Source organism: Nodularia sp. UHCC 0506 (assembly GCF_034931045.1).
Taxonomy (GTDB): Bacteria; Cyanobacteriota; Cyanobacteriia; order Cyanobacteriales; family Nostocaceae; genus Nodularia.
This window is the reverse complement of the sequence record NZ_JAYGHH010000002.1, coordinates 101,510-121,084: the sequence shown is the minus strand read 5'-3', so window position 1 is coordinate 121,084 and position 19,575 is coordinate 101,510. Positions and strand designations below refer to the sequence as shown.

The following is a 19,575-nucleotide window of genomic DNA, read 5'->3' as shown; positions in this document are numbered from 1 at the left end:
AAGCCCTACTTAAATTTTTTCATACATTCTGAAGGTGAGGTTACGGATGAAAATATTCTGCTGAAATTCTGAGCATTTGATAGGCGCAGCGCGATCGCCGGATTCGTCCAGAAGCGACCACTAAATACGTGTAATTATCTAGTGCGATCGCTGCTTGTATTCTTATTTCTACTACTTGTTACCTAGTATTTTTAACAAGACTTACGTCTACTTAGGGATGTAATAACTGATTTAGTGATGTTACAGTTTGAATATCGCCCCATTTGGTTGAATCATCAGTACAAAATGCCGATTATGGCAATATTTAGTAAGGAGTGAATGTGAATAATATTTTTTTTGTCTCCCATAAGCTACGCGAACACAAAGGTTTGTTTTACTTGCCCTGTGTAGCTGCTCTTGCAGTTTTGGGTCTGAGTTTGCCGGCTGTTGCTGAAACAGTAGATACTCAAATGCTAACTGATTCCTCTGTGAATACAACATCTTCCGAAGTTATTAGTTTACAGCAGTTTCCCAGCACTGAAACTCAGGAAGTGGCTAATAGAACAATCACACCTGTGCCGGGGACAGCCATAACTTCATCAGCAGCACTGATTCCTGAATCAAAACCGACTGCTCAATTTCAATTTCCTTCTACTCAGGTAGCACAAGCGGATATCGATTTTGGTAGACCTACTCGTGGCGGTAGAAGCTATATCGGTGTTGCTGGCAATATTGGTGTAGCTGGTGGTGACTCATCTTTAGGTGACGGTAATTTTGCAGTTATTAGTAAAGTGGGATTGACAAATAGCATATCTATAAGACCGTCAGCCGTGTTTGGCAACGACACCACAATTCTGCTTCCCATTACCTATGATTTAAATTTGCGTCAGGCAGATCCATTTGATGAACCCTTAGCGATCGCGCCTTATGTTGGAGTAGGTGCAGCGATTAAAACTGGTGGTGATTCAAGCACTGCTTTATTAATATCTGGTGGTATTGATTTTCCTCTAAATCCTCAATTTACGGCTACAGCTTCCTTGAATGCCGGATTTTTTGATGAGACTGATATCGGTTTGTTATTAGGAGTTGGTTACAATTTCACTGGTTTCTAATGACATGATCTAAAAAATAGAAGGCGAAAGTGATATTCACTTTTGCCTTTTGCATTTTATAACTTTCATTTTTTTACTTTTCATCAACCTGAGTAAATTATAAAAATTAAATGATAGTATAGCGGTTTTTATATAAATGAGAACAATATTGATAGCCTCAACTCTTGATGTCAGTAATTCAGCGTAGATAATTAAAGGTTTGTCGTCATGACTAAAATCCTGAATTAAGGGCTAAAGCCCTGACTACGAGCTAAATTGCCAAATTGACGCAACAGATTAACCAGTAATGCCACTTTCTAGGTGGGGATTTGGTCTAGATTTTTGCAGTAATTATTTTAGTTTGTATAATAACAAATAAATCTTTAATTGAAATCTAGCATATATATATATGAATAAACCTGACCAGTCATCTGATAACATCACAAACTTGGTGGCGGAAAAGCAAAAAGAAGCAGAACTCATACATGATGTGCTTCTACTGCTGCAAAATTTGATTTCTAGAGAAGAAACTACAATTAAGCTAGTATTGGATTCTCTTTATCATGTAGGCTCAAATAATCTAATTAACCAAAAGTTTCGTTCTCGGACTCTCAATAGAGGTCTGAAACTAATTTCTAGGACATCCAAGCCAGTATTCAGAATTTTGGCTTGGCGCTGGTTTCAAAAGAATGGTTCTCAATTAATTACTAACTGGCTGCAAAGCCAAGTCGCTTTTACCAGTACAGAGCAACCGCAAACAGCCAAAGCCGAATTAGTTCTAGATAATACCGATACAAACCTGAACTACCCTACCAAGCCTCAGTATCAGCTTCAAGAGGTGAAACATCTTCGCTACCAGGTGACATTACTTACTGGGATTTTAGCCGCAGTTGTGACTATATTCGGTGGTAGCTTTGTGTGGTTAGGTTATTCCCTGGAGCGATCGCATATGCAAAGAATTGTCGAATTACAAACTCAGGTAAAAACTCTAGAAGCTAGTGTCAATGAGCCATAGCCCACAAAGGTGGGCTGTTGAGTATAGCTGGATAACTTCTATTGAGGAGTAGGATTTACTTTGTCAATCACCTGAATTTTGCCATCTGCTTCTACAGTCCAAACATCGTAGACACCGACAACATCACCATTAGCATCAACATCAACGTTACCACTCGCCCCTTGATAGTTAATTTCTTGACCTTCTCGCAGTAACTTCAGACCCTCGCAGACATCAGTAACTTCTGTACCAGGTTCATTGGCCACTTCACGGATTTTATTAGAAATACCAACACCTGTGTTTTCCTGTGCCGCTTGTGCTGCAAGTACTAATAAAGCAGCAGCATCCCAAGCTTGGGGAGCGTATTCCCCTGGTGGATTGCCTTTTTTCTCTTGCCACAATTTGTTAAAGTCGGCTAATGCTTTCCCATCAGAACCGGGTACTGTACCCACCGCCCCAGCTAAGAGAAATCTCCCATCAGTACCTTTGCCTACTTGGTCAGGAAAAGTTGGCGATTTGACTCCATCTGTGAGCATAATTTGCACACCTTCAGTCAAACCTTGCTGGTAAGCAGTTTTGAGGAGGAGACTACCTGTTTCAGCATAAAGAACTGCGATCACTGCATCTGGTTTTCCCGCAAAAGCCGCAGCAGCTTCGGTATCAAATGTTTGGGCTTTAGGATCATAGCGCACAGGCTGATCTTTATTAATTACCGTTCCACCCAATTTTTCAAAAGTTTCTACAAAGGCTTTTTCAAACCCAACACCATAGTCGTTATTAATTACAACTGTAGAAACTCGCTTAAAACCTTTTTGATTAGCTAGTTGAGCTAATGCTAATGCCTGGTAGGTATCAGGAGGTGCAGTCCGCGCCCAAAAGCCTTTAAAATCTCCTTTTTGGGCTTTTTCTGTAAAAACTGGACTGGTACTACCAGGAGAAACCATCATCACTTGATTAGGTACAGCAACTGAGACAGCAGCAGTAGAAACGCTACTAGCAAAGGAACCAACTACACCAGCGACTTTATCCAGAGTTGCTAGTTTAGTCATCCCAGCTGCACCCGCTCTAGGATCTGTTTGATCGTCTACTTCTACGAGGGTAACTGGTTGGCCATTCACACCTTCGCAAGCGTTTACAGTTTCCACTAGTAAGGGAACTGAGCCTGACATTTGCTGTCCAATGGCGGCTAAATCACCGGTTGTAGGTAGTAAAGAACCAATTTTTAACCCTTGATTACTATCAACTGTGGTACTAGTGTTATCGGCATTTTCGCAAGCTCCCAAAAGGAAACCCGTTGCTAGAGTAGCTAGACTCAACGCTAAGGCAGTATTAATTTTTGGCATAGTTTACTTTCACTCCTCAGATATTTAGGAGCCTCAAAGTAAGATTCAAACTAGGTTTTTAGGTTAGCCCAATCTTAACAGGCTCTAAAGGATAAATAATAACATCTACCCAGAGAAGTAAGGCTTTTTACCAATACATCAATATTTATTGGTGTGTTTAATATTTAGTTTAACTAGTCCTGCCCAAACTTGAGTGATGGGTGAAGACTAGATTTAAATAACTGAAAACGGAGAGGGAGGGATTCGAACCCTCGGTACGGAGTTACCTGCCGTACAACAGATTAGCAATCTGTCGCTTTCGACCACTCAGCCACCTCTCCAGGTGGTCTACAGATAATAACGTTAGCAGACTTTTTCGAGTTAGTCAAGTCTGGGTGAGCAAATAATTCGTAATTCGTATTTCATAGACAAAAGCTATAGCAAAATGCTGAGTGCTGAGTAGAAACCAATTTGCTTCAAGGCTTTCAGCAATCAACAATGTTCTAACCTCCTTGGCGGTTGCTATAGTTAATTTATCAATGAAATGCCGTCAATTTTTCAGGTGTTCCCGAATTCATTTATGGTGTGCAGAACTTACGAATTACGAATTATTCTGACTACTGTCCTGATTAAAGCACTTGCGATCGCATCCACGCTACTGGCAAAGAACGTAATTTTTGCCATTGGGGTACGTAGGCACGCCGAGTAAACACATTGTAATCGTTGCGTTCAATTATGGTTAAAATTCGACTGTAATGCATGAGAGCTGCCCATACAGGCCAACGAGCATCACCAGATAGGTAAGTAATACCTCTTTCGGCTTTAGTATAAAACTGTCTAGCTCTGTTAATTTGAAACCGCATCAGGGAGCGCCAACGGTCATCAACTATACCTTTAAACAAATCTTGCTCGGTGTAATTGAATCGCGCCAAATCCTCTAAAGGAATATAAATTCGCCCCCGTTGTGCATCTTCGCCCACATCTCTGAGGATGTTGGTGAGTTGCTTGGCTATTCCCAAAGCTATTTCTTCCGCAGTGGGCATATAAGGCTGTTGTGTACAGTTCCACGGGGCGGTATTTCTGGTTTCATCCAAACCCATGACTGATGTTGACATTAAGCCAACAGTGCCAGCGACGCGGTAACAGTAGAGGTATAAATCCTCAAAGGTTTCATAGCGACTGCGATATAAATCCATTTGCTGACCAGCAATCATATCCCGGAAGGGCTGAATGTCCATTGGAAAGCGTCGAACAGTATCGGCCAAAGCTACATCATAGTTTTCGACTGGATGTCCAGCAAAAATTGATTCCAGCTGTTTTTCCCATAAATCTAGGGTTTCTGGAGTAGTCATGGCAGAGCCGGGGCCATCGACTAGTTCATCTGTGCGGCGACACCAGGCGTAAATCGCCCAAATAGCAGGACGTTTTTCTTCGCTCAGGAGCAAAGTGCTTAGGTAAAAAGTCGCGGAATACTTGGCTATAAGTTGCCGACAAAGTTTGTAGGACTCGTCTACAGAGACCAGCGTTTTCATGCGCGGAGGGGAATCAGGCAGTTGCAGCATTCGTTGCGGGCGGTCGGGTTGGCGTTTGCAGGTCTGAGGAATTTGCTACCGGTAGTGCTTCAGATATCGCTTGCGCTGTCAGCTTACCAGAGAGTACAGCACCTTCCATACTGGCTAAGTAGCGTTGCATGGTGTAATCCCCAGTCAAATAAAAGTTAGGGATGGGGGTTGTTTGCGAGGGGCGGTACTGTTGACGACCTGGGGTCGCTTTGTAAACTGAACGCGGTGTTTTCACTACATGATATTTCAGCAATTTCGCTGGTTTTTCTCCCCCAAAATGGTCAGGGAAGAGTTTTTCCAACTCAGCAATCGTGGCGGTAACAATTTCCTCATCCGATTTGGTGATCCAATCTTTTGCCGGAGCTAAGACTAATTCCAGCATCGAGCGCTCAGAATTAGCATATTCACGACAAGCATTGCTCATATCAGCATAAACGCTGAGGAGGGGCGATCGCGAAAATAGTAAGTGATCAATTTCTGTCAGTTTCCGGTCAAACCACAAATGTACGTTAATTACAGGTACACCTTCGAGGCCTTCTAGCTTCTGGAAACACTCTAATTGCTTCCAAGGTTCTGGGAGCATCACCTTCAGGGGGTCAACTGGCATAGCCGATACATACAAGTCAGCCGTTAAAACTTCATCTTCTGCCCCATTTAACCCTCTGAGCAAAAATCCTTTGACAGTGCCATCAGGGTTGAGCAAAATCTCTTTTAACGGAGCATTGAGGCGGACTTCACCACCGCCCTCGGTAATGTGGTCTACTATGGGCTGACATAATCGCTCTGTGGGTGAACCATCTAAAAACGCCATTTTTGAGCCGTTTTTTTCCTGGAGGAAGCGATTTAGAGCGGTGAGCAAAATAGTGGCAGAAATTTCATCAGGGCCAATAAAGTTAAGTGATTTGCACATAGCAATAAACACTTCGTCATTCACCCGTTCAGGAATGTTCTGTTTCCGTAACCACTCTGTCCATGAGTATTCGTCCATATCCTCAACGTATTTCTGCCCTTGAACCATTGCTGGAATCAGACCTAAGCCAAATTTAATTTTTTCTGGCCATGTCAGCATATCGTTGTTTCTCAGAATTGCCACTATACCATTTAAGGGGGCTGGCAAATCCGGAAAATCGAAGCGGCTGTAAGTTCCTGGCGCTTCGGGCTGGTTGAAAATCATTGAGTGTTCTTTCCACTGCAATCGATCTTCAATATCCAGTTCTTTAAATAGCTGCAACATATTGGGATATGCGCCAAAGAAGATATGTAGACCTGTTTCGTACCAGTCTCCATCTGAGTCTTTCCACGCCGCCACTTTGCCACCCAATACATCCCGGCGCTCCAAGACAATGGGAGTGTGACCTGCGTCTGTGAGATATTTCGCGCAGGATAGTCCTGCTAGTCCAGCACCCGCGATCGCTACTCGCATTTAAACTTACTGCCTTTCAATATTTTTTATCCTTTTGTCGTTCTCATTATACGTTGCAATCCGTTACATTTGGCAGGGATTGTGCGATCGCTTCTGCAAAAACTTCTCTCACAGGCAACTTTACTGAACTACATCAACAACATCAAAACACCGACCTCACCACCACTCCTGCCAGGAGATAATTCATAAGTTATCTATGAACTTTTTGAGATAAGTCTCAAATATCCTCACGATATACGTTATTTCATGCAATTTATTTAGTACAATTATACATAAACATATTTTTTATCGAGCTAGGATACAAAGCCTTTATTACTATTTTTGTAACAAAAACTACAAGTAATCAACAAAATATTCCTTCTCAATGTAGATTGGAAAACAAGTTAGGTTCGGGCAGACCCAAAGTAACGCTACTGGACTAGCAACCTCTACTCTATTTGGGGAAACCCTGATGGAGCAAGTAGTTAGAGTGAAAGTAGAATCCCCGTATCTTTAGACCGGGGAGCGTCAAATATGCTATCCAATAACAAGAATCAATTACAAACTACAACAATTATTTCATCTTCTATGCAAATACCTACTACAGAAAATTGGCCTAATTCTGATGGAATAGTATCGATGTTAGAACACATTACGCCGCTCATTCTTACTTATAATGAAGCTGCCAATATTGAACGCACCCTTGGGCATCTGAGTTGGGCTAAAAAAATTATAGTTATTGATAGCTATAGTACCGATACAACCCTGGAAATCCTTAACTCCTATTCCCAAGTCCAGGTATTTAAACGTAAATTCGATACCCACGGTCAACAATGGAACTATGGTTTAGAGCAAGTACAATCTCCTTGGGTACTGTCTCTAGATGCAGACTATATAGTTACAGATGAATTAATCTCAGAAATGTCTACCTTACCTGTGGATGGAGAAATTGATGGCTACTTTGTCAGCTTCAAGTACTGTGTGTTGGGCAAACCCGTTCGCAACACCAGAATACTCCCTCCCCGTCAAGTTTTATTTAAAAAAAGCAAAGCTATTTATATTGATGATGGACATACACAAGTTTTACAACTGACTGGTAAATCAGCTGTACTCTCTGCTTATCTCTACCACGACGATCGCAAACCGTTTAGTCGTTGGTTATGGTCACAAGAACGCTATACAGTGCTAGAAGCCAAGAAAATACTAGAAACCCCGATCACAGAACTTGATTGGGTTGATCGTATTCGCAGAAAAAAAATCTTGGCTCCTGGGATGGTCTTTCTCTATTGCTTAATTATCGAAGGCTGGATTTTTGATGGTTGGCATGGTTGGTATTACGTGTATCATCGTGTTTTGGCAGAAACTATCCTGGCAATTCGGATCATTGAGGCGGAGAAATTAAAGCGTGAGTGAAATTATTCTGGCTTATTTTAGTATCAATTAATACGAGTAGCAACACACATTAAAGTTAATGCCGCTTCTGGGGAATCAGGGTTTATACCTGATAGGATCTGAGCTAGACTATACTTCCAAAATGGTCTACCATAATTACCCTTTAATGCTTCTGCGCCTACCGTATGATTATGGGGGTAAACCTTAACTGTAAATCCCATCGGTTCTAGTATTTCATAGAACATTTCTGAGGTGACACCATCACAAGCTTTGTGATGTACCTCTGTTGCCAAACCCCAATATTGCTCATCTGTAGTGGAATGTCCCCCTCGTTTCATCCACTTATAAAGTGGCAGACGTAATTCCCATAATAGTGAACCTAAACCTTTGAACTGATAAGCACTTTTTTGGGGGTCATGATCTGTGATTAAAACCCCACCGGGACGTAGCAATTTAGCTGCTTCTTGCAAAACTTTTGCCATGTCATCGCAATGATGCAAGGAGGCGTTAATTATGACAATATCAGCAAACCCAGAAACAAAAGGTAAATTCTGAGCATCTGCTAGAACTGTTGTATATCCCAGTTGACGAGCCATTTTCAATGCGCCCAAAGAAACATCTACACCCAGTAACAACTGTGGTTCACCACAAAATTCTTTGAGAGAAGCATACACATTGCCAGGCCCACAGCCGATATCCACCACGACTTTATCCTGCCAACTACCAATCACCGCTTGCCACAACTCTATAAACTTTTCATCTCTGTGACAGGCTTGAAAGTAATTCCATCCCCATTCTGGATGCCCAAAATAGTAGCTGTTGGCTTGAATAGCTGGGGTTGGATTTAAAATATTAAAAATAATAATATCTTCATCCCAGCTATTAATTTCGTTTGGTTGAGCAAAATACTGTAAACAGGGTATATTTACTTGGTCTAACATATACTACAGTCCTTGTGTGTATTTTTACTTATTTTTGCGGTTTGCCAAATCCAAATATAGCAAACTATACTTGATTTACAGTTTTTTTATGTAAAAATTACAACAATTTTATGTAGATTCAGTGAAATTAGCATGAACTTATCCCAAAAAATTATACTTCCGTGAAATAAAATTAGCTAATGTGATAATTTGTATTTTTGCAGTATGTAGTTATACTAAGTTCAGGAAAATCTTATATAATGTTTAAATGATTTTCACTAAATTTGGAATCAACTACCAATGTTAAAAACAACTTTAAGGAATTATTATGCCGAACAAATTTACCATAAACTTGAACAGTCTAAATCGGCTTTAAAAAAAGAATTTACCACTGAGAACCGAATAAATACTTGTTATTTAGATGATTTATTAAATGTCGATGATGTATTAGACATCTATAACGCATTTCCCGAAAAAGAAAACTTATTGCAGTTAAAAGACCTGAGAGAATATAAATATGTTGGCATACAACTAGATAAATACAATCCTATTTTAGAAGAAATTATCTATGCGTTTCAGGATACTAGAGTAGTTAAGCTGATTGCCGAAATAACTGGAATTGAACAATTAATGCCAGATGAATACCTTTATGCGGGTGGCGTTAGCCTGATGGAATATGGCTGTTTCTTAAATCCTCATTTGGATAATTCTCATGATAAAGATATTAATAATTATCGTGTTTTGAATTTATTATATTATGTAACTCCTGATTGGCAAGAAAACTATGGTGGGAATCTAGAACTTTGGGATCAAGGTTTAAAGCAACCGTGTAGAACTATTCATAGTAAATTCAATCGCCTAGTTATTATGGTTACTAATAGAAATTCTCTGCATTCTGTTAGCCCAATTAATTATCATGCTCGACGTTGTTGTGTCTCTAATTACTACTTTTCACCGACACCTGCGGAGGAAATAAATTATTATCATGTTACTTCTTTTCGAGGTCGCCCAGAACAAAATCTGAGAGATATAGTATTGAGAGGAGACGCGAGCCTACGAAATTTGGTACGTAAAGTCTTTAAAAATAGCATTAAAAAGCCTCATTTTTATAGAAAATCATGATGCAATCAGAATGTTGGTCAGTGTTTAAAAATCTGGTATAAATTATGATAGTATTTTATTTCCTGAGAGTTTAAATTCACAGTTGTTGATACATAATCACAGGTAAAGTACTATGGCAACATCTCAAAAGCTAGAACGTTTTGGGCATCATCTGATACTTGGTATTTCAGGCACTTCATTGAGTGATGATGATAAACGTATATTGAGTGAATTAAAACCAGTTGGAGTCATATTTTTTGCTAAAAATTTTTTGGATGGTATGCCTTATGGAGTTTGGCTAGAAAGCTTTCAGAATCTGAACGACCAAATAAGAGAATATACTGAACGTGATTCTATGTTTATGACATTAGATCACGAAGGGGGAAGGATAATTCGGACACCGTTACCAATTACCCGATTTCCTTATGCTTTGTTGTTGAGATCGCACGCACGTGAAGTAGCAAAAGCTACAGCTATAGAACTAAAATCCCTGGGCATAAATTTATCGTGGTCCCCTGTAGCAGATATTTTTTCTCATCCTCAAAATCCGATTATCGGGACTCGTGCCTTTGGTTGCAATCCAGAAACAACTGCTAAAGGTGTTTGTGAATACTACAGAGGACTTCAGGAATCGGAAATTTTAGGATGTGCTAAACACTTTCCTGGACATGGAGACACCAGTAAAGATTCTCATATTGAATTACCAGTACTCAATCTCACTCTAGAAGAACTACGGACTCGTGAATTGATACCATTTAAAGCACTGATTAAAGAGCAAATTCCTGTCATCATGACAGCTCACATTCTGTTTCCCAAAATAGACCCGCAATTTCCCGCAACACTTTCCCAAAATATCTTGAAGAAGATACTCCGGGAAGAATTGGGGTTTGAAGGAGTGGTTGTATCCGACGATCTTGATATGAAAGCTGTTTCAGATATGTTTACCCAAAGTGGGACAGTAGCGCAAGCCTTGACTGCGGGGTGTGATTTGTTTATTGTCTCGCGTAATATTAATTCATTATCTATTGAATATACCTATCAAATGGCTGAAGATTTTGCTGATTCCTTAAGCAGAGGTAGCCTGAATGAATCAGTTGTTGACACAGCTAGAGACAGAATCGAAAAACTACTGGCGGTAACTCCCCAATATATGATTCATGTGCTGAATAAAAATATACTACAGAAACACGCTGAACTAGCGATCGCTTGTTGTTACTAAAGAAGTGGGTTGTTAATTAGGATTTGCTGTTCGTGTTGCCGTCGTGGAAGTAGGGAACAGGGAATAGGGAATAGTTTCAGCTATCTATTTTATATTTATTCAGCAAGCCTTATTTACGAATTACGAATTACGTTCGCGTAGCGTTTCCGCAGGAAATATTACGAATTACGAATTACGAATTACGGCAAAAACCGATCTAAGGCAGCTTTTAACTGTTGAATTTCCACTTCCATATTGCCTTCTTGAGCTGCTCTAGCAATACACTCAGTTAAATGTTCATCTAAAACAATTCTCGCCACCTTATCCAAAGCGCCCCGCACAGCCGCAATTTGTAATAAAACATCAGGACAAGGGCTATCATGCTGCACCATTGTTTTAATACCACGGACATGGCCTTCTATCCGAGATAGACGATTAACAATTTTCCGGATTGACTCTTCACTATGAACGTGAGGATGGGCCGATTTTCCATGATCATGGGTATGATTTGTCGGCTCCTCTACATCTGGATGGTGGGATGCCGGCAAAGATTTTTTAGCTAATCGGTTTGATCCGTTCATGGGTTCATGTTGCCAAAGCACTGGTAGTATTAAGCCTAGCCTAGAAGATAATTGGTATGAAAAAAACTATGTTTGCCAATTAATGATAGCTTTGATTAAATGACTACAGGGTGAAACCCGAACCTTTAAAGGGCGAATCTCCTTAATAGCTATTATCATAAGTATTATATTACTTTTTATTACAGGTCGTTTCCGGCGGACAATCTGCCATGCGGTCAAAATAATTGTAAAGAGATTTTTAGACAAAAACTAGACTTCCATATTAGGTTGCAGTTATGCGATTTTCCCAAATATCAAGTTCTATCGGTCAATTCAGTTCTTATATGTTAGCCGTACTTCTTGGAGTTACGCTAACCGTCAGCACTTGGCAGGTATTGCCTTCTCAAGCCGAACCCGCACCTTATGCTGAGACTACTGTCGCCCAGCAATCACCGGCAAATGCGGCTATAGGTAGCACTAGCTTCGTCACAGCGGCCGTAAATCGGGTGGGGACAGCAGTAGTCAGGATTGATACTGAACGCACTATTACTCGTCGGATAGACCCATTTATGGAAGACCCATTCTTCCGACGATTTTTTGGTGATGGTTTCCCTCAACAGATGCCTTCTGAACAGTTGCGTGGTCTAGGTTCGGGGTTCATTATTGATAAAGGTGGTTTGGTTTTGACCAATGCCCATGTAGTGGATAAAGCTGATAAGGTAACAGTCCGCCTCAAAGATGGTCGCACTTATGAAGGTAAAGTTCAAGGAATTGATGAAGTCACAGATTTAGCAGTTGTTAAGATTAACCCTGATAAAGATTTACCTGTTGCGGATTTGGGTTCTTCCGATGCAGTACAAGTGGGAGACTGGGCGATCGCAGTGGGTAATCCGTTAGGATTTGATAATACCGTGACTTTAGGCATTGTCAGCACCCTGAAACGTTCTAGCGCCCAAGTGGGAATTGCTGACAAACGCTTAGACTTTATTCAAACCGATGCGGCGATTAATCCTGGTAATTCCGGGGGGCCATTATTGAATGAACGGGGCGAAGTCATTGGAATTAATACGGCTATTCGTCCTGATGCAATGGGTATTGGTTTTGCGATTCCTATTGATAAGGCTAAAGCGATCGCTTTGAAATTGCAACGTGACGGCAAAGTTATTCACCCATATTTAGGTGTGCAAATGGTAACTTTAACCCCTGAACTAGCAAAGCAGAATAATACTGACCCCAATTCTCCAATTCAAATACCAGAAATTAATGGCGTTTTGGTGATGCGTGTTGTACCTGATTCCCCAGCTGCATCGGCGGGTGTACGTCGTGGGGATGTGATTGTGCAAATTGATCGGGAACCTGTCACCAGTGCTGATAAATTACAAAATCTGGTAGAAAATAGTCGCCTTGGTCAGTTGTTACAGGTGAAAGTTCAACGCGGTAATCAGATACAGCTGCTTTCCATCCGCACGGCTGAGTTACGAGATCCTGTTTAGAAGTAAGTAGAGACGTGATTTATCGCGCTTTAATTTATCGCGTCTCTACAAAATCCACTATATTTATGTCTTTATGCTTTACAGAAGGTTTGGCCGCACAGAATTACAGATGCCTGTTTTTTCTTGTGGCGGAATGAGATATCAGTTCAAATGGCAAGATGTTCCTAATTCCGAAATTCCTGCGGATAATCAGGCAAATCTAGAAGCGACTATTTGCAAAGCTCTGGATGTGGGAATTAATCACATTGAAACTGCCCGTGGTTATGGTACATCAGAAATGCAATTGGGGCAAATATTACCCAAGTTTCCCCGTGATAAATTAATTGTCCAGACAAAAGTTAGCCCGGTTGCGGAGGCTGAAAAATTTCGGCAAACATTTGAACAATCACTGCAAAATCTCCAGTTAGATTATGTTGATTTACTGGGAATACATGGTATTAATCATGCTGAATCTTTCGATAATACTATGCGTCCCGGTGGATGTTTAGAAATAGCGAGACAATTGCAAAAAGAGGGGAAAGTAAAATTTATTGGCTTTTCTACTCATGGGTCTAAAGATTTAATTTTACAAGCAATTAATACTAACCAATTTGATTATGTTAACCTGCATTGGTACTACATTAATCAAGGGAACTGGGAAGCAATTACAGCCGCTAATAGTCATGATATGGGGGTATTTATTATTAGTCCTTCAGATAAAGGAGGGATGCTATATAAACCACCGCAAAAATTAGTTAATCTTTGCACTCCCTTAAGTCCGATGGTGTTTAATGATTTGTTTTGTCTGAGTCATCAAAATGTACATACTTTAAGTTTGGGTGTAGCCAGACCTGAAGATTTTGATGAACATCTCAAAACTTTAGATTACTTAGATCGGGCGGAGGAAGTTTTGCCGCCAATTTTGAGTAAGTTAGAACAAGAAGCGATCGCCACTTTAGGGGAAGATTGGGTAAAAACTTGGGAAACTAATTTACCCACCTTTGAGGAAATACCGGGACAGATAAATGTTCGTGTGATTTTGTGGTTGTTGAATTTAGCGATCGCCTACGATTTATTAGATTACGCCAAAATGCGCTACAACTTATTGGGTCATGGTAGCCACTGGTTCCCTGGTAATAAAGCAGACAATTTAGACGAAATAGACTTGAGTAAATCTCTGGCTAATAGTCCCCACGCGGATAAAATTCCGCAAATGTTAGCCAAAGCCCATCAAATGTTAGCAGGTGCTGAAGTTAAGCGGTTATCGAAGTCTTAGGAATTGGGGATTGGTGATTGGTGATTGGGAAGTTATGTCTTCTCCCCCCTGCACCCTGCACCCTGCCCCCCTGCCTCTTCCCCCCTGCACCCTGCACCCTGCCCCCCTGCCTCTTCCCCCCCTGCACCCTGCACCCCTGCATCTTCCCTTGGCATTACTAGCACTTTATCAACGCGATTTCCATCCATATCCATGACTTCAATCCGCATCCCACGCCATTGAAAATAGTCGGCTGCTGCTGGGATACGTCCCAGATGATTGATGACAAAACCACCTAATGTCTGATAACTTCCTCTTTCGCTGATTTCCCACTCTTCCAAATTGAAAAGTTCATAAAATTCATCTATATGCAACATCCCATCCAATAACCAGGAACCATCCTCTCTTTGTATGGCTTGTGGTTGTTCTTCTCCCGGTTCTTCAGGAACATCACCGACAATTTCGCTCATGATGTCGTTGAGAGTCACCAATCCTTGAATGACACCATATTCATCTACAATCAAAGCCATGTACGTAATGGTTTGTTTGAAGAATTCCAAAACTTTCAAACCATGAGTAATTTCTGGCACATAGACTGGTTGCCGCAATCCGGTTGTTAAGTCCATTGGTTCATTGCGAAAACACCTAGCTAATAAGTCGGTAACTGCAATTATACCTATGACATTATCTAGTCCTCCCTGACAAACTGGATACCGGGAATAGGCACTTTCCATGATTTTTTCACGGTTTTCTGCCAGAGAGTCCTCTAAGTCTAACCAAACAATATCAGGACGGGGTGTCATAAAGGAACTGGCAGGGCGATCGCCTAAACGAAATACTCGTTCAACCATATCTTGTTCCGCTTCCTCAAAGGTTCCGGCTTCTGTGCCTTGTTCGATTAAGATTTTAATTTCTTCTTCAGTAATTGGGGGCTGAAGATAGGGTGTCATACCCAATCCTCGCAAGATGATATCTGTAGAAGCACTGAGGAAATATACCAACGGTGAAGCAAGGGCAGCTAGGGCTTTCATGGGAATAGCTACAAACGCGGCAATTCCTTCTGGGTTATTTAATGCCAGCCGTTTTGGGACTAATTCACCAATAATCAGGGACAAATAGGTAATGACGAGAACTACTACTCCGAAAGCGATCGCTTCACTATAAGGTGCTAAGAAGGAAATCAACCGTATATATACTGCTAGTTGAGCAGCAATTGTGACTCCGCCAAAAGCACCTGTGACGATACCGATGAGGGTAATTCCTATTTGAATTGTGGATAAGAAATGATTTGGCGACTCAGCCAGTTTTAATGCTGCCAGTGCTTTGGCATTTCCTTGATTGGCCAGCTGTTGTAGCCTGACTTTGCGTGCCGAGACAACTGCCATCTCAGACATAGAGAATACACCGTTGGCAAGAATTAGCACCAAAATGATCAAAATTTCAAAAGTAATGGAGGACATCTTTGAGAATTGCCACTAATCACAGCGAATGTAGCTCATCTTTTAGTATTTAGTCATGATCGGAGTTTTGACGATGATTGATTAACCACAGATATAAATATGGATAATTTGTAACCAACGATGGGGAAAGGCGATAAGACTCTTAAAATGGTGAATATAAACTAACTCTAATTTTTCTTATTTTTAACGACTTCCTCCTGTAGTAAAACTTATGGCATTTTCTTCTATTGTGCGTGCCTTGGCGCGATCGCCTCTGAGTAATGAATTACTTTCTAAGCTAAATCGCCAACAAGAATTGCGGTTAAATGGCATATCTCGCCTACCTAAAGGTCTAGTAGCTTCGGCGTTAGCGCAAAATTCTGGCAAGAATTTGTTGGTAGTAGTTCCCACTCTGGAGGAGGCCGGACGCGCTTTTGCACAGTTGGAGGCGATGGGGTGGCACACAGTCCATTTTTACCCGACTTCTGAAGCCTCTCCTTACGAACCCTTTGACCCGGAAACGGAAATGACCTGGGGACAGATGCAGGTTCTAGCCGATTTAATTAATGGGAATGGGGAATCAAGCCAAAATCCCACCGTGCAGCGTTCCTTGGCAATTGTAGCCACGGCTGGGGCGTTACAACCCCATTTGCCTCCACCAGCAGCTTTTACACCGTTCTGTCTGACTGTGAAGCGGGGGATGGAATTTGATTTGGATACCTTCGGCGAGAAAATCACGACTTTGGGCTATGAACGCGTGCCACTGGTGGAAACAGAAGGGCAATGGAGTCGGCGCGGTGATATTGTCGATGTCTATCCGGTTTCGTCAGAAATGCCGGTGAGATTAGAGTGGTTTGGGGATGAAATCGAGAAAATCCGCGAATTTGATGCCGCAACTCAACGTTCTGCCCTTGACAAAGTTGACCAAATTACCCTGACTCCTACTAGTTTTGCGCCTATTGTTTCGGAAGCACTTAAAGATAGTGCTGAGTTAAAGACTGAAAATTCGGAACTTTTAGAAGGTAGTCGCAGATTTTTAGGGTTGGCTTTTAAACAACCTGCATCACTTTTAGATTACTTAAGTGAAAATACTCTGGTTGCTGTGGATGAACCAGAACAGTGTCATGCACATAGCGATCGCTGGGTGGAAAATGCGGAGGAACAATGGGGACACTTCGACAAGCTCAGTGCATCGCTAGCGACTGGAGAAGAATTGCCGAAAATTCACCGTTGTTTTGATGAATGTCTGGCTGATGTGACTAAATTTCTCACTATATATCTATCAGAACTTTCTGAGGAAAACAGTGGCATAAATTTGGCGAGTCGGTCGTTACCTGTGACACCGCACCAATTTAATAAACTAGCACAAACACTGAGAACAGAGCGCGATCGCAATTTCTCCATTTGGCTGATTTCTGCCCAACCTTCTCGTTCTGTATCTCTCCTCCAAGAACACGATTGTCCGGCGCAATTTATCCCCAATCCCCGCGACTACCAAGCAATTGACAAATTACAAATTAACCACACACCTGTCGCCCTAAAATATTCCGGTTTAGCTGAACTCGAAGGCTTTATTTTGCCGACATATCGGCTAGTAGTCGTCACAGACCGGGAATTTTACGGACAGCATTCTTTAGCTACACCAGGATATATCCGTAAACGTCGCCAAGCCAGTTCTAAACAAGTAGACCCGAATAAGTTGCGTCAAGGTGATTATGTCGTTCACAGAAGTCACGGAGTCGGTAAATTTGTCAAGCTGGAAAGTTTAACGATTAATCATGAAACTCGTGATTATTTGGTAGTACAGTATGCTGACGGGATTCTCAGAGTTGCAGCCGATCAAGTTGGTTCTTTATCCCGATTTCGCCGCACAGGAGATAAAGCCCCAGAATTACACAAAATGACTGGTAAGGCTTGGGAGAATACGAAGAACCGAGTTCGTAAAGCCATCAAAAAGTTAGCGGTGGATTTGCTGAAACTTTATGCAGCCAGATCCAAGCAAGAAGGCTATACCTATCCTCAAGATATGCCTTGGCAAGAAGAAATGGAAGATTCTTTTCCCTATCAAGCCACCACCGACCAGCTAAAAGCTGTGCAGGATGTCAAACGGGATATGGAAAGCGATCGCCCAATGGATCGTTTAGTCTGTGGTGATGTAGGATTTGGTAAAACCGAAGTAGCAATTCGGGCAATTTTTAAAGCTGTCACCGCCGGGAAACAAGTTGCACTGTTAGCACCAACTACCATTCTGACTCAGCAACACTACCACACTATCAAAGAACGTTTTGCTCCTTATCCAGTTACCATTGGCTTACTCAATCGTTTCCGCAGTGCTGAAGAACGCCGCACAATTCAAAAGCGATTAGCCACCGGGGAATTAGATATAGTCGTCGGGACACACCAACTTTTAGGTAAAAATGTCACCTTTCGAGATTTAGGACTGTTGGTGGTGGATGAAGAACAACGATTTGGGGTGAATCAAAAGGAAAAAATTAAAAGCTTGAAAACTCAAGTGGATGTGCTGACACTTTCCGCCACTCCCATTCCCCGTACCTTATATATGTCTTTATCGGGGATTCGAGAAATGAGTTTAATTACCACACCACCCCCCACCAGAAGACCAATTAAAACGCACCTATCGCCATTAACCCCGGAAATTGTCCGCAGTGCTATTCGTCAAGAATTAGACCGAGGAGGACAAATATTTTATGTAGTTCCACGAGTGGAAGGCATTGAAGAACTGACAACCAATTTACGAGAAATGATACCGGGGGCTAGGTTTGCGATCGCTCATGGTCAAATGGATGAAAGCGAGTTAGAATCAACCATGCTGACTTTCAGTAATGGTGATGCAGATATTCTGGTTTGTACCACAATTATTGAATCTGGTTTAGATATTCCGCGAGTCAACACCATTTTAATTGAAGATGCTCACCGCTTCGGTTTATCGCAATTATACCAATTACGGGGACGTGTAGGACGTGCCGGCATTCAAGCACACGCTTGGTTATTTTATCCCCAGCAAAGAACTTTATCAGATGCAGCACGGCAACGATTACGGGCGATTCAAGAATTTACGCAACTCGGTTCTGGCTATCAGTTAGCAATGCGTGACATGGAAATCCGGGGTGTGGGTAACTTGCTAGGTGCAGAACAATCGGGTCAAATGGAAGCTATCGGCTTTGATTTGTATATGGAAATGTTGGAAGAGGCGATTCGAGAAATTAGAGGACAAGAAATACCCAAAGTTGATGATACACAAATTGACCTCAACCTCACAGCATTTATTCCCTCCGATTACATTCCCGACCTGGATCAAAAAATGAGTGCCTACCGTGCAGTGGCGGTGGCGAAGTCTCTAGAAGAATTAAAATATATCACGGCCGAGTGGAGCGATCGTTATGGGGCGTTACCAGTTCCAGCGAATCAACTTTTACGCGTGATGCAACTCAAACAGTTAGCGAAAAAGTTAGGATTTAGCCGCATTAAACCGGAGAATAAGCAGCACATTGTCTTAGAAACCCCGATGGAAGAACCTGCTTGGAATTTACTAGCAGCGAATTTACCGGAACATTTGAAAACGCGTTTTGTTTACTCTCCCGGTAAAGTGACAGTACGCGGTTTAGCAGTGTTGAAAGCTGACCAACAATTGCAAAGTTTGCTAGATGCGATGAATAAAATGCAAGGTGCTGTTGCAGAGGCGGTTGTTGTGTGAATAGTAGTTAAGCAATAACTATTTTTGGGTGGAGATATGATTGAAAGGTTAATGTTAAGCTTTGATCACCCAAGTAGCTGTTATTTATTGAATATGCTGTAGTTGGAAAGGTGTTTTATGAGGACCGCCCACAATTCGTGAAGAGTTTGACGGCTAAGACATGGTTAGAGAGT

Annotated in this window: 14 protein-coding genes and 1 tRNA gene; 8 read left to right on the top strand and 7 right to left on the bottom strand. The window is 41.5% G+C overall.

Going from position 1 to position 19,575, the window contains the following annotated elements; translation table 11 throughout:
• Window positions 1-320 precede the first annotated feature (320 nt).
• Both VB654_RS02255 and VB654_RS02250 read left to right on the top strand, forming a co-directional pair.
• Window positions 321-1,091 carry a hypothetical protein gene (locus VB654_RS02255; protein WP_323211757.1) on the top strand — a complete coding sequence of 257 codons (771 nt, stop codon included), beginning with the start codon at window positions 321-323 and terminating at the stop codon, window positions 1,089-1,091.
• Between the two features lie 388 nt (window positions 1,092-1,479).
• Complete coding sequence (locus VB654_RS02250; protein WP_323211755.1) at window positions 1,480-2,085, top strand: hypothetical protein; 606 nt, start codon at window positions 1,480-1,482, stop codon at window positions 2,083-2,085.
• A 38-nt stretch (window positions 2,086-2,123) separates the two neighbouring features.
• On the opposite strand, the gene VB654_RS02245 is transcribed toward VB654_RS02250, so the two are convergent.
• The 4 genes from VB654_RS02245 to pds all read right to left on the bottom strand — a co-directional run bounded on the left by VB654_RS02245 (window position 2,124) and on the right by pds (window position 6,371).
• A complete protein-coding gene (locus VB654_RS02245; protein ID WP_323211753.1) occupies window positions 2,124-3,407 on the bottom strand; it encodes an ABC transporter substrate-binding protein in 1,284 nt (427 codons plus the stop codon).
• 228 nt (window positions 3,408-3,635) lie between these two features.
• Window positions 3,636-3,727, bottom strand: a tRNA-Ser gene (locus tag VB654_RS02240).
• Window positions 3,728-4,015: 288 nt separating this feature from the next.
• Window positions 4,016-4,948 carry a 15-cis-phytoene synthase CrtB gene (gene crtB, locus VB654_RS02235; RefSeq protein ID WP_323211751.1) on the bottom strand — a complete coding sequence of 311 codons (933 nt, stop codon included), beginning with the start codon at window positions 4,946-4,948 and terminating at the stop codon, window positions 4,016-4,018.
• Entirely contained in the window at window positions 4,932-6,371 is a 1,440-nt protein-coding gene (gene pds, locus VB654_RS02230) for a 15-cis-phytoene desaturase (protein WP_323211750.1), read from the bottom strand. Before pds ends, crtB begins: the two co-directional genes overlap by 17 nt.
• A gap of 618 nt (window positions 6,372-6,989) precedes the next feature.
• Between pds and VB654_RS02225 the strand changes: the two genes are divergently transcribed.
• The gene (locus VB654_RS02225) at window positions 6,990-7,763 is read left to right on the top strand and encodes a glycosyltransferase family 2 protein (RefSeq protein WP_323211974.1); all 774 of its coding nucleotides are present in this window, start codon (window positions 6,990-6,992) and stop codon (window positions 7,761-7,763) included.
• Window positions 7,764-7,786: 23 nt separating this feature from the next.
• On the opposite strand, the gene VB654_RS02220 is transcribed toward VB654_RS02225, so the two are convergent.
• The gene (locus VB654_RS02220; protein ID WP_323211749.1) at window positions 7,787-8,683 is read right to left on the bottom strand and encodes a class I SAM-dependent methyltransferase; all 897 of its coding nucleotides are present in this window, start codon (window positions 8,681-8,683) and stop codon (window positions 7,787-7,789) included.
• A 279-nt stretch (window positions 8,684-8,962) separates the two neighbouring features.
• On the opposite strand from VB654_RS02220, the gene VB654_RS02215 reads away from it, so the two are divergent.
• Complete coding sequence (locus tag VB654_RS02215; protein ID WP_323211748.1) at window positions 8,963-9,784, top strand: 2OG-Fe(II) oxygenase; 822 nt, start codon at window positions 8,963-8,965, stop codon at window positions 9,782-9,784.
• Between the two features lie 112 nt (window positions 9,785-9,896).
• Window positions 9,897-10,982, top strand: a complete 1,086-nt coding sequence (gene nagZ / locus VB654_RS02210; protein ID WP_323211747.1) for a beta-N-acetylhexosaminidase — start codon at window positions 9,897-9,899, stop codon at window positions 10,980-10,982.
• Window positions 10,983-11,161: 179 nt separating this feature from the next.
• Here the strand turns inward: nagZ and VB654_RS02205 are convergent, their stop codons facing one another.
• Window positions 11,162-11,542 (bottom strand): metal-sensitive transcriptional regulator, encoded by a 381-nt coding sequence (locus VB654_RS02205; RefSeq protein WP_323211746.1) that lies wholly within the window; start codon window positions 11,540-11,542, stop codon window positions 11,162-11,164.
• Window positions 11,543-11,817: 275 nt separating this feature from the next.
• On the opposite strand from VB654_RS02205, the gene VB654_RS02200 reads away from it, so the two are divergent.
• Window positions 11,818-13,014: an HhoA/HhoB/HtrA family serine endopeptidase gene (locus VB654_RS02200; protein WP_323211745.1), complete on the top strand. Its 1,197-nt coding sequence runs from the start codon at window positions 11,818-11,820 to the stop codon at window positions 13,012-13,014.
• A gap of 73 nt (window positions 13,015-13,087) precedes the next feature.
• Window positions 13,088-14,269: an aldo/keto reductase gene (locus tag VB654_RS02195; protein ID WP_323211743.1), complete on the top strand. Its 1,182-nt coding sequence runs from the start codon at window positions 13,088-13,090 to the stop codon at window positions 14,267-14,269.
• Between the two features lie 32 nt (window positions 14,270-14,301).
• Here VB654_RS02195 and VB654_RS02190 read toward each other — a convergent pair whose 3' ends face one another.
• Window positions 14,302-15,708 carry a hemolysin family protein gene (locus VB654_RS02190; protein WP_323211742.1) on the bottom strand — a complete coding sequence of 469 codons (1,407 nt, stop codon included), beginning with the start codon at window positions 15,706-15,708 and terminating at the stop codon, window positions 14,302-14,304.
• A gap of 211 nt (window positions 15,709-15,919) precedes the next feature.
• On the opposite strand from VB654_RS02190, the gene mfd reads away from it, so the two are divergent.
• Complete coding sequence (gene mfd, locus VB654_RS02185) at window positions 15,920-19,402, top strand: transcription-repair coupling factor (RefSeq protein WP_323211741.1); 3,483 nt, start codon at window positions 15,920-15,922, stop codon at window positions 19,400-19,402.
• The last annotated feature ends 173 nt before the right edge of the window (window positions 19,403-19,575 follow it).

Excerpts from the sequence above, each read along its gene's own strand:
- pds (WP_323211750.1), bottom strand. The coding sequence starts at position 6,371 with ATGCGAGTAGCGATCGCGGGTGCTGGACTAGCAGGACTATCCTGCGCG.
- crtB (WP_323211751.1), bottom strand. The coding sequence starts at position 4,948 with ATGCTGCAACTGCCTGATTCCCCTCCGCGCATGAAAACGCTGGTCTCT.
- VB654_RS02205 (WP_323211746.1), bottom strand. The coding sequence starts at position 11,542 with ATGAACGGATCAAACCGATTAGCTAAAAAATCTTTGCCGGCATCCCAC.
- VB654_RS02215 (WP_323211748.1), top strand. The coding sequence starts at position 8,963 with ATGTTAAAAACAACTTTAAGGAATTATTATGCCGAACAAATTTACCAT.
- VB654_RS02190 (WP_323211742.1), bottom strand. The coding sequence starts at position 15,708 with ATGTCCTCCATTACTTTTGAAATTTTGATCATTTTGGTGCTAATTCTT.
- VB654_RS02220 (WP_323211749.1), bottom strand. The coding sequence starts at position 8,683 with ATGTTAGACCAAGTAAATATACCCTGTTTACAGTATTTTGCTCAACCA.
- VB654_RS02245 (WP_323211753.1), bottom strand. The coding sequence starts at position 3,407 with ATGCCAAAAATTAATACTGCCTTAGCGTTGAGTCTAGCTACTCTAGCA.
- VB654_RS02250 (WP_323211755.1), top strand. The coding sequence starts at position 1,480 with ATGAATAAACCTGACCAGTCATCTGATAACATCACAAACTTGGTGGCG.
- VB654_RS02225 (WP_323211974.1), top strand. The coding sequence starts at position 6,990 with ATGTTAGAACACATTACGCCGCTCATTCTTACTTATAATGAAGCTGCC.
- mfd (WP_323211741.1), top strand. The coding sequence starts at position 15,920 with ATGGCATTTTCTTCTATTGTGCGTGCCTTGGCGCGATCGCCTCTGAGT.
- VB654_RS02200 (WP_323211745.1), top strand. The coding sequence starts at position 11,818 with ATGCGATTTTCCCAAATATCAAGTTCTATCGGTCAATTCAGTTCTTAT.
- nagZ (WP_323211747.1), top strand. The coding sequence starts at position 9,897 with ATGGCAACATCTCAAAAGCTAGAACGTTTTGGGCATCATCTGATACTT.
- VB654_RS02195 (WP_323211743.1), top strand. The coding sequence starts at position 13,088 with ATGCTTTACAGAAGGTTTGGCCGCACAGAATTACAGATGCCTGTTTTT.